Origin of the sequence: Saccharopolyspora sp., assembly GCF_017434145.1 — a bacterium.
Classification (GTDB): domain Bacteria; phylum Actinomycetota; class Actinomycetes; order Mycobacteriales; family Pseudonocardiaceae; genus Saccharopolyspora_C; species Saccharopolyspora_C galaxeae.
On the sequence record NZ_JAFRFW010000455.1, the window covers coordinates 1 to 9,360 of the forward strand.

The 9,360-nt window shown below is 71.0% G+C and carries 11 protein-coding genes and 1 pseudogene; 8 read left to right on the forward strand and 4 right to left on the reverse strand.

The annotated features are described in order from the left end of the window. Window positions 1-106 precede the first annotated feature (106 nt). Window positions 107-313, forward strand: a pseudogene (locus IJH84_RS12570) (inositol monophosphatase family protein); the annotation flags it as partial. Between the two features lie 51 nt (window positions 314-364). On the opposite strand, the gene cei reads toward IJH84_RS12570, so the two are convergent. After that, entirely contained in the window at window positions 365-1,054 is a 690-nt protein-coding gene (gene cei, locus IJH84_RS12575) for an envelope integrity protein Cei (protein ID WP_200071284.1), read from the reverse strand. Between the two features lie 395 nt (window positions 1,055-1,449). Here cei and IJH84_RS12580 point away from each other — a divergent pair, with 395 nt between their 5' ends. After that, the gene (locus tag IJH84_RS12580; RefSeq protein ID WP_200071285.1) at window positions 1,450-1,752 is read left to right on the forward strand and encodes a DUF4193 domain-containing protein; all 303 of its coding nucleotides are present in this window, start codon (window positions 1,450-1,452) and stop codon (window positions 1,750-1,752) included. A 288-nt stretch (window positions 1,753-2,040) separates the two neighbouring features. Here IJH84_RS12580 and IJH84_RS12585 read toward each other — a convergent pair whose 3' ends face one another. Continuing rightward, window positions 2,041-2,604: a DUF3093 domain-containing protein gene (locus tag IJH84_RS12585; protein ID WP_295144374.1), complete on the reverse strand. Its 564-nt coding sequence runs from the start codon at window positions 2,602-2,604 to the stop codon at window positions 2,041-2,043. 24 nt (window positions 2,605-2,628) lie between these two features. Here IJH84_RS12585 and dut point away from each other — a divergent pair, with 24 nt between their 5' ends. The 4 genes from dut (at window position 2,629) to IJH84_RS12605 (ending at window position 5,248) form a co-directional block, all read left to right on the forward strand. Beyond that, window positions 2,629-3,117 (forward strand): dUTP diphosphatase, encoded by a 489-nt coding sequence (gene dut, locus IJH84_RS12590; RefSeq protein ID WP_200071287.1) that lies wholly within the window; start codon window positions 2,629-2,631, stop codon window positions 3,115-3,117. A gap of 4 nt (window positions 3,118-3,121) precedes the next feature. Beyond that, on the forward strand, window positions 3,122-3,769 hold the full coding sequence (locus IJH84_RS12595; RefSeq protein ID WP_200071288.1) for a DUF3710 domain-containing protein: 648 nt from the start codon (window positions 3,122-3,124) through the stop codon (window positions 3,767-3,769). Between the two features lie 316 nt (window positions 3,770-4,085). Continuing rightward, complete coding sequence (locus tag IJH84_RS12600; RefSeq protein ID WP_200071289.1) at window positions 4,086-4,463, forward strand: OB-fold nucleic acid binding domain-containing protein; 378 nt, start codon at window positions 4,086-4,088, stop codon at window positions 4,461-4,463. Beyond that, window positions 4,460-5,248 carry a DUF3159 domain-containing protein gene (locus tag IJH84_RS12605; protein WP_295144380.1) on the forward strand — a complete coding sequence of 263 codons (789 nt, stop codon included), beginning with the start codon at window positions 4,460-4,462 and terminating at the stop codon, window positions 5,246-5,248. Before IJH84_RS12600 ends, IJH84_RS12605 begins: the two co-directional genes overlap by 4 nt. Before the next feature lie 80 nt (window positions 5,249-5,328). Here the strand turns inward: IJH84_RS12605 and IJH84_RS12610 are convergent, their stop codons facing one another. Both IJH84_RS12610 and IJH84_RS12615 read right to left on the reverse strand, forming a co-directional pair. Further along, complete coding sequence (locus IJH84_RS12610; RefSeq protein WP_200071291.1) at window positions 5,329-6,003, reverse strand: TrkA family potassium uptake protein; 675 nt, start codon at window positions 6,001-6,003, stop codon at window positions 5,329-5,331. Beyond that, window positions 6,003-6,671, reverse strand: coding sequence for a TrkA family potassium uptake protein (locus tag IJH84_RS12615; RefSeq protein WP_295144385.1), 669 nt, complete (start codon window positions 6,669-6,671; stop codon window positions 6,003-6,005). Before IJH84_RS12615 ends, IJH84_RS12610 begins: the two co-directional genes overlap by 1 nt. Before the next feature lie 226 nt (window positions 6,672-6,897). Between IJH84_RS12615 and IJH84_RS12620 the strand changes: the two genes are divergently transcribed. Together IJH84_RS12620 and IJH84_RS12625 are read left to right on the forward strand one after the other, a co-directional pair. After that, entirely contained in the window at window positions 6,898-8,907 is a 2,010-nt protein-coding gene (locus tag IJH84_RS12620) for an APC family permease (RefSeq protein WP_295144388.1), read from the forward strand. After that, window positions 8,904-9,360: TRAM domain-containing protein (locus IJH84_RS12625; RefSeq protein WP_295144391.1), on the forward strand; the 457-nt coding region annotated here is incomplete at its 3' end. The genes IJH84_RS12620 and IJH84_RS12625, both read left to right, overlap by 4 nt.

Here is a 9,360-nt window from a genome sequence, read left to right on the forward strand (position 1 = left end):
ATGCGACGGAGGTGGACTACCGGTTCTATCCGCCGGAGGAGCTGGCGGAAGTTTTCGCGGCGGATAAGATCGCAGGCACCGGTACGAAAGGAGCGGCCGGAACCTATGGATCGACGCCTACTTCGAGGTCGGGCTCAAGCGCTGGGACTGGGCTGCCGGCGCGTTGATCGCGCAGGAAGCGGGCGCGCAGCTGCGGCTGCCGGGCGGAGATTCCGCCGACGGGCTCGGCGACGAGGCGCTGCTGTGCGCGGCGCCGGGAGTGGCCGACGAGCTGACCGGTGCTTTGGTGCGCGCGGGAGCGGGCGCGGTGTGATCAGCGCGAAACCGCCCCGCCGAGCGGATCGGCGGGGCGGTCGGTGCGGTTTCAGCAGGAGACGTCGCGGGCGGCGGTCATCAGCTCGTTGCTGATCTGCGGTGGCCGCGCCTCCTGCGCTGCGCCGCCCTGCGGCGCCCAGTTCTTCAGCTCCTGCAGCACCTGCCGCGCCTGGGGAGTGCTCTTGATGTCGTCGAATTCCGCGCCCAGCGCCAGGTCCAGCGACGCGTCCGGACGGTCGTCGCGCACCAGCTGCGCGCACGGCACCATCAGGCTCAGCGTGCGGGCGGACGGGGCTCCGGCGCCGCCGAAGCGGATCTGCCCGTGGCAGTTGAGGTCGTAGGCCGGGTAGACCGAGTCGTTGTCCGGCTCGCCGCCCGGCGCGAACCCGAGGTTGGTCAGCTCCTGGCTGATCAACGACGCCTGGTTCGCCTCCCCGTTGCCGTTGAGCACCCGCACCCGGATGTCCTGCGGTGGCGCCGGGCTGGTCTGGTCCAGCGCGGTGCGGCCGAGCATCTGCCCCACCGGAACCTGCTGCTCGCCGGGTGGTGATGCGGCGGTCGGCGGCCCGGGCATGTTGCACCGGGTCGCGGTCTCAGTGGTCTCGGCGGTCTCGAACACCCGGGTCCACACGAAGCCGGACAGCACCACGAGCAGCCCCAGCACCAGCAGGGCGGGCAGTGGCCGGCGTCGCCGGTATCGCGGACCCTGACGGCCCCACCGTGAACTCGCGGCAGACACGTCCTGCCACCCTCCTTGCCGTTGCCGTGACCGGATCGGACGTTCGCCGATCAGCCTATGCGTTAGCGGTTCGTTCCGCGCCGCCGGACGGCCTCTCGTGTCGTGCCCTGCGGACGGCGGTGCGGGTGCCCAGGTGAGCCGCGCGGAGATGCCGACCGCACGGTGGTGCTACACACGCCACACCTATGGGTGACCTGGTGCGTCTTTTGCGTTGCGATGGGCTACCCTCTCGGCGCCTCGGGCAGTGACGGCGAGCGGGAACGGCTCGGTTCGGGGGTACTTGGGGCGCAGCAGCGAGATCACCGTCACGCAAGCCCTCGGGCACAAATGAGGGCCCTGGAACGTTTACCAGCGGCACACCATTGCAGTCTCCACTATCGCAGGGGTGAATCACGATGGCGACCGACTACGACGCTCCGCGCCGCAGCGAGTCCGAGGAAATGACCGAGGACTCGCTGGAAGAACTCAAGGCGCGGCGCAACGACGCGCAATCCGGCGTCGTCGACGCCGATGAATCGGAGATCGCGGAGAACTTCGAGCTGCCGGGCGCCGACCTGTCCGGTGAGGAGATGACCGTCAAGGTCCTGCCCAAGCAGGCCGACGAGTTCACCTGCGCCAGCTGCTTCCTGGTGCACCACCGCAGCAGGCTGGCCGAGGAGCGCAACGGCGGGCTGATCTGCCGCGACTGCGCTGCTTGAGCCGGGCGCGGCGGACGCCGGGCGCGCCGGATCCGGCTAGCAGGCGCCGTCGTCGGTCCGGCCGCGGGCGGGCTCGGCGACGCGCGAGCATGGAGCCGGGGAAGCAAGTGCGGACGCGGACGGGATCGGCCGGGGCTCGTCCCGACGGCCGAACACGAACCTGGGCACACGCAGGGGGCGTGGGCCCAGGTTCGTCGTATCTGCGGGTGCTTTCGGTTACCGCGCTCGCCCGGTGAAAACAACCGGGACCCAATTCGGCGAGGGGAATCCCTTTCCCGGCAAATTTGTTCAGCGGCGCAGCGCGGCGGCCAAACGTTCCGGTCGCCTGCTGCTGATGACCCAGTACGGCGTCGGGTCATCAGGGTCGTCGAGCCACACCCGAACCGAGGATTTCACCCAGGGCCGGTGCACCACGAAAGCGGCCGGGTCCAGTTCCGGGCCGAGCGCGAGCCGCTTGTCCGCGGCGGGCACCACCTCCGCCCCTTCGATGAACCGCAGCGGCAGGTGCGCATCGCCGACCCAGAGCTCCCCGCCGGAGATCTCGACCCTGGTGCGGCCCAGCCACAGCGGCACCGCGATCGCGGCCGGGATCAGCACCACGTAGGGCAGCCACGCCCGCACGCCCGGGTGTCCCATGTGCACCTCTGCGGCCAGCAGCACGGCGATGATCAGCGGTAGCGGCCAGGTCCACCAGGACGCGAACAGCCGCTCCCGGTACTCCGCCGGCTCGCCGCCGCTGCCCCGCTCGGCGTTTCCCCGTTCGGTGCTCCCCGCCTCGGCATTTCCACCCTCGGGATTCCCCTGACCGGGGGTGTCCTGGCGGGGGGTGGCTGCTTCTGCGCTTTCCGACACGCCTCCAGGGTAGTCTCGCGGCCCGTGCCGAACGTGAAGGTCCTGTTGACCCGTCTCGACCCCGATCTCCCGCCGCCGTCCTACGCCCGCTCCGGTGATGCCGGGGCGGATCTGGTGACGACCAGCGACGTGCTGCTGCAGCCCGGTGAGCGCGCGCTCGTCGGCACCGGTGTCGCGCTGGCGCTGCCGGAGGGCTACGCCGGTTTCGTGCATCCGCGCTCCGGGCTCGCCGCGCGGGCCGGGCTCGGCGTGGTGAACGCGCCGGGGACGGTGGATGCGGGATACCGGGGTGAGATCCGGGTATGCCTGATCAATCATGACCGCGCGGAGCCGCTGTCGCTGCGCCGCGGCGACCGCATCGCGCAACTCGTCGTGCAGCGCGTGGAGCACGCGGTGTTCGAGGAGGTCGACGAGCTGCCCGAGTCGCAGCGGGGTGCCGGTGGCCACGGGTCCACCGGTGGCCACGAGGTGCTGACGGCCCCGGCAGGGGCCGAACACAGGACGGAGGTCTGAGGGGATGTTCGGATTGGGCCGCCGCGGGCGAGGCCCGCAGGCCGAGGACGCCGCGCAGCCCGGGGAAGCCGACGGGTACGAGTTCGGTGCCGGTGCCGAGTCGGGCATCGGGCCGTACGACCTCACCGAACTGCCGGATTCCGATTCGGTGCAGCGGCTCGACCTGGGATCGGTCCGGCTACCGGTGCCGGAGGGCAGTCAGCTGCAGGTCGAAGTCGACCCCACCGGGCCGGTGCGCGCGGTGCACCTGGTGACCCAGGTGGGCCGGTTGACGGTGAGCGCGTTCGCCGCACCGCGCAGCGCCGGGCTCTGGCCCGAGGTCCGCATGGAACTGGCCGACCAGTTGCGCAAGGACGGCGCGAAGGTCGGGCAGCAGGACGGCGAGTGGGGACCGGAGCTGATCGCCGACTCGCAGCAGGCCGTGCTGCGGTTCGTCGGGGTGGACGGGCCGCGCTGGATGGTGCGGGGCGTCGCCGCCGGGCCCGCCGAGCACGCCGAAGCGTGCACGAAGCTGCTGTACTCGGTGCTCGACGACACCGTCGTCGTTCGCGGTGAGGACCCGTTGCCGGTGCGCACGCCGCTGCCGATCGAGCTGCCGGACAGCATCGCGCGGCACATCCAGCAGGCCCAGGGCGGCCAGCAAGAGGCCTGATCGGTCACGGCCGGAAGCTCCTGGCGGAGCTCCGCGCGCTCGTTGCGAGCGCCGGTGGGGATCTCGATCGAGTGATCAATTTCCAAATGCCGCCAGGGTGGCGACCGGCCGCCGCGCGCGGGCTACGCTGGTGTTCGGGCGCAGCCCGGCGGAACCCCCGGCGAGACCGGAACCCCCGGCGAAACCGGAGCCTGCTGCGAAACCGGAGCCCGCCGAACGATTCGCGGATCGGTGGCGGGTTCCGCGCGGACCCGGACCGGCCCGGCAAGATCCAACCCTTCGAAGTCGAGTGCCCAGGCGCACGGGAGCGCTAGCGATGAGCAACACCGGGGGCGGCTACTGGCGCCGCCTCGTACGCCGGTTGACCAGCGATGTCGCCGAGCTCGACGCCGACGACCTCTCGGAGCGCTCGCAGGCGAGCGGGGCCCAGCGGGCCTGCGACTGCGAGTGCGGGCAGGAAGCCGTGGTGCTGGGCAGGCTGCGCAGCGTCGACATGTCGCCGAAGGCTTCGGCTCCGACGCTGGAGGCCGAACTCTTCGACGGCACCGAGGGCGTCACGCTCGTCTGGCTCGGCCGCCGCCGGATCACCGGCATCGAACCCGGCCGCACCATCAAGGCCCGCGGCCGCATCGCGGTCCGCGACGGCCGCAAAGTGCTTTACAACCCCTACTACGAGTTGCAGAACACCGCATGAGCGAACGCGACATCCCGGACCCGGACGCACGGCCCGACACGCCCGAATCCGCTCCGGAAGCATCCGGCACGGCGTCCGCGGGCGGGACGGCCGCGCCGGAGCAGACCTTGCTGGAGCAGATGGGCGGGGTCGCCGGCCTCGCCTACTCGGCGGTGCCCATCGTGGTGTTCGTCGTGGTCAACGCGTTGACCGGGCTGATGCCCGCGATCTGGTCGGCGATCGGGGTGGCGGTGGCCATCGCGGTGTACCGCCTGGTGCGCAGGGAGCCGCTGCAGCCGGCGATCTCCGGTCTGCTCGGGGTCGCGGTGTGCTCCTACATCGCTTACCGCTCCGGTGATGCCAAGGGCTTCTTCCTGCTCGGGATCTACACGAGCCTGGTCTACGGCGGCGCGTTCCTGGTGTCGGTGCTGGTGCGCTGGCCGCTGGTCGGGGTGGCGTGGTCGCTGCTCAACGGGCTCGGCATGGATTGGCGCAACCAGCGGCGGGCGATGACGGGCTACGACCTGGCGACGATGGCGTGGGTCGTGGTGTTCGGCGCGAAGTACATCGTCCAGCAGTGGCTCTACAACGAGGACGCGACGGGATGGCTGGCGTTCGCCCGGATCGCGATGGGCTATCCGCTGACCGGACTGGCGCTGATCGTGACGGTGTGGGCGGTGCGCCGCGCGGGCAAGGTCGCGCAGGAAGTGGCGGAGCAGGAGGCGGCCGCCGACCGGGCTGCGTACGCGCGCTACGCGGGTGGCTCGATCGCGCCTGAGACGGGCGGTTCCGGCGCGGCGCAGTGATCGCCGGGATGATGACCCGCACGACCTGAGTTCCGCGGTCGTGGGCGCGCGGCGACGCCGTCGTCAAGATCGCGGTGCGGTCAGTTCTGCAAGCCCTCGCCGACGTGCACCGCGTCCCGGATCTTGTGCTCCACGTCCGCGGTTGCCACGAACAGCATCTCGTCCCCGGCTTCCACCGGGTCGTCCGGCTGCGGGACGATCACCCGCCCGCCGCGCAGGATCGTCACCAGCGCGGCGTCCGAGGGCAGTGCCAGGTCCCGCACGCGGCGGCCTGCCAGCGGCGTGCTGTCCGGCAGCGTGATCTCCACCAGGTTCGCCTGGCCCTGCCGCAGGGTCATCAGCCGCACCAGGTCGCCGACGTTGACCGCTTCCTCGACCATCGCCGCGAGCATCCGCGGCGTGGAAACCGCGACGTCCACGCCCCAGGCCTCGGTGAACAGCCACTCGTTGCGCGGGTCGTTGACCCGGGCGACCACGCGGCGGACCGCGAACTCGGTCTTGGCCAGCAGCGAGACCACGAGGTTGACCTTGTCGTCGCCGGTGGCGGCGATGACCACGTCGCAGGACTGCAGCCCGGACTCCTCCAGCGAGGCCAGTTCGCAGGCGTCGGCGAGCACCCACTCCGCGTCCGGGATGTCCCGCGGCAGGTAGTTGCGGGAGCTGCGTTCGAGCAGCATCACCCGGTGGTCGCCTTCGAGCAGCTCGCGGGCGATGGACTGGCCGACCGCGCCCGCGCCTGCGATCGCGATGCGCATCAGTGGCCCTCCTCGTCGGGTGCGCGCAGTGCGGCGGCGGTGACGTCGGTGACGGTCCCGGACAGCGCCGCGACGTAGATCGTGTCGTCGGCCTGGATGACCGTGCGCGGCTCCGGCAGCACGCCGTTGCTGAAGCGCATGACGAATGCCACGCGAGCGCCGATGGTGTTCTCCAGCTCCGGGATCCGGTGGCCCACCCAGTCTTCGTGCAGCGGTAGTTGCAGCACCGCGACCGTGCCGGACGGTTCGCGCCACGCCGTGGCCACGCCCTCCGGCAGCAGCATCCGCAGGAACCGGTCGGTCGTCCACGGCACGGTGGCCACGGTGGGGATGCCCAGGCGCTGGTAGACCTCGGCGCGCTTGGGGTCGTAGATGCGGGCCACGACGTGCTCCACGCCGAAGGTCTCCCGCGCCACCCGGGCGGCCACGATGTTGGAGTTGTCGCCGTTGGAGACCGCGGCGAACGCCGCCGCCCCCTCGATGCCCGCCTCGATCAGCACGTCCCGGTCGAAACCGTTGCCGGTGACCTGCAAGCCGGTGAAGTCCTTGCCCAGCCGGTGGAACGACTGGTCGTCCTTGTCCACCACCGCGACGGTGTGGTCGAGCCGCTGCAGGGCCGTGGCCAGGGAAGACCCGACCCGGCCGCAGCCCAGGATCACGACGTGCACGGCCTGTCTCCTTGTCCTGCTCGTGCGGCACGACGTGCCGCCGCGTCGCGCCTGCGTGACGGTACCCCGGCAGGAAAGGGCGCGGTGTCCCGCGCACGCCGCGGCCGGGACCGCCGCTTTCGGCGGATGCACCGTATCCGAGCGCACGCCGCGGTGGTGCCGGGGCCGCGCCCGCGGGCGCACGGGCGCGGCAACGTGCGAAAAGCGAGCGCTTACGCTCATGGCCGTGTTCAAGCTCGCGACCGCGACGAAACGCCTGCTGGTGGGGCAACCGTTCCGCAGCGACCGGTTGTCGCACACGCTGCTGCCCAAGCGGCTGGCGCTGCCGGTGTTCGCCTCCGACGCGATGTCGTCGGTGGCCTACGCGCCGGAGGAACTGTTCCTGGTGCTGTCGGTGGCGGGACTGTCGGCCTACGCGCTGACGCCGTGGTTGGGTGCGCTGGTCGCGCTGGTGATGCTCACCGTGGTGGCCAGCTACCGGCAGAACGTGCGCGCCTACCCGTCCGGTGGCGGGGACTACGAGGTCGCCACCAAGAACCTGGGGCGGCGCGCGGGATTGACGGTGGGCAGCGCGCTGCTGGTGGACTACGTGCTCACGGTCGCCGTGTCGATCTCGTCGGCGGCCGCGAACATCGGTGCGCTGATCCCGTTCGTGGGCACGCACAAGGTGTGGTTCGCGGTGGCCGCGATCGTCGTGCTGACCGCGATCAACCTGCGCGGGCTGCGCGAGTCCGGGGGATTTCTGGCGGTGCCGGTGTACGCCTTCCTGCTCGGCGTGCTCGGCATGATCGCGTTCGGGCTGTTCCGCGCGCTCGTGCTCGGCCACGAGATGCGCGCCGAGAGCGCTTCGGTGCAGATCGCCCCGGACGAGACGCAGGTGGCCGGGCTGGCGTTCGTGTTCCTGGTGATGCGGGCGTTCTCGCAGGGTGCCGCGGCGCTGACCGGCGTGGAAGCGATCAGCAACGGGGTGCCCGCGTTCCGCAAGCCGAAGTCCCGGAACGCGGCGACGACGCTGCTGATGATGGGCGCGCTCTCGGTCATCATGCTGATGGGGCTGATCTCCCTGGCGCAGTACACCGGGGTGCGCATCGCGGAGGACCCGGTGCACCAGATCATCGGCGCACCGCCCGGCTACGTGCAGCAGACGATGATCGCCCAGATCGCCGCCGCGGTGTTCAACGTCTTCCCGCCCGGCGTCTACTACGTCACCGCCTGCACCGCGATCATCCTGGTGCTGGCGGCGAACACCGCGTTCAACGGCTTCCCCGTGCTGGGGTCGATCCTGGCGCAGGACCGCTACTTGCCGCGGCAGTTCCACACCCGCGGCGACCGGCTGGCGTTCTCCAACGGCATCGTGTTCCTGGCGGTGTTCGCGGCGGTGCTGGTGATGGCCTTCGACGCCGAGGTCACCCAGCTCGTGCAGCTCTACGTGGTGGGCGTGTTCGTGTCGTTCACGGTGAGCCAGACCGGGATGGTGCGGCACTGGAACCGGTTGCTGCGCACGGAGGAGGACGTCTCGCAGCGGCGGCGGATGCGCCGCTCGCAGGCGATCAACGCCTTCGGGCTGGTGATGACCGGCTCGGTGCTGGTGATCGTGCTGGCCACGAAGCTGGCCAAGGGCGCGTGGATCGCACTGGCGGCGATGGCGGCGATCTACCTGCTGATGACCGCGATCCGGCGGCACTACGACTCGGTGCAGGAGGAGCTGGCCCAGTACGACGAGCCGGCCGTGCTGCCGTCGCGGAACTACGCACTGGTGCTGGTGTCCCAGGTGCACCTGCCGACGCTGCGCGCGTTGGCCTACGCGCGGGCGACCCGCCCGGACACGCTGGAGGCGATCACGGTCAACGTGGACGACGCGGGCACCAGGGAACTCACCTCCGCCTGGGAGTCGAAGGACCTGCCGGTGCCGTTGAAGGTCATCGAGTCGCCGTATCGCGAGGTGACCCGGCCGCTGATCGAATACGTCAAGCGGATCCGCCGCAACAGCCCCCGCGACGTGGTCACCGTGTTCATCCCGGAGTACGTCGTCGGACACTGGTGGGAGCAGCTGCTGCACAACCAGAGCGCGCTGCGGCTCAAGGGCCGGTTGCTGTTCGAGCCGGGCGTGATGGTGACCAGCGTGCCGTGGCAGCTCGCGTCGTCGACGCGGGCCAAGCAGCGCGCCAAGCAACGGGTGATGCCGGGCGCGCTGCGGCGCGGCCTGGGTGAGACGAAGGGGAACGAACGCCGGTGACCGGCAAACTCGACTGGACCGGCAAGCGTCTGAAACTCGACGTGGGACCGGTCGCCCACGGCGGGCACTGCGTGGCCCGCCACGAAGGCCGGGTGGTGTTCGTGCGGCACGCGCTACCCGGTGAGGTGGTGCTGGCGGAGGTCACCGAGGACCCCGGCAAGGGGTTCTGCCGGGCCGACGCGGTGGAGGTGTTCACCGCGGCCGAGGGCCGGGTGCAGCCGCCCTGCCCGCTGGCGGACATGTCGCGGGGCCGGGACCGCTGCGGCGGCTGCGACTGGCAGCACGCGGATCCGGTCACGCAGCGCGAGCTGAAGGCGGCGGTGGTCCGCGAGCAGCTGCAGCGCATCGCCGGTCTGGATCGCGAGGTCGTGGTCCGGGAACTGCCGGGCGGAGGCCGACATGGACTCGACGTACTTGCGCTGGCCTTCGGCATAGATCGTGTCAATCTCCAGA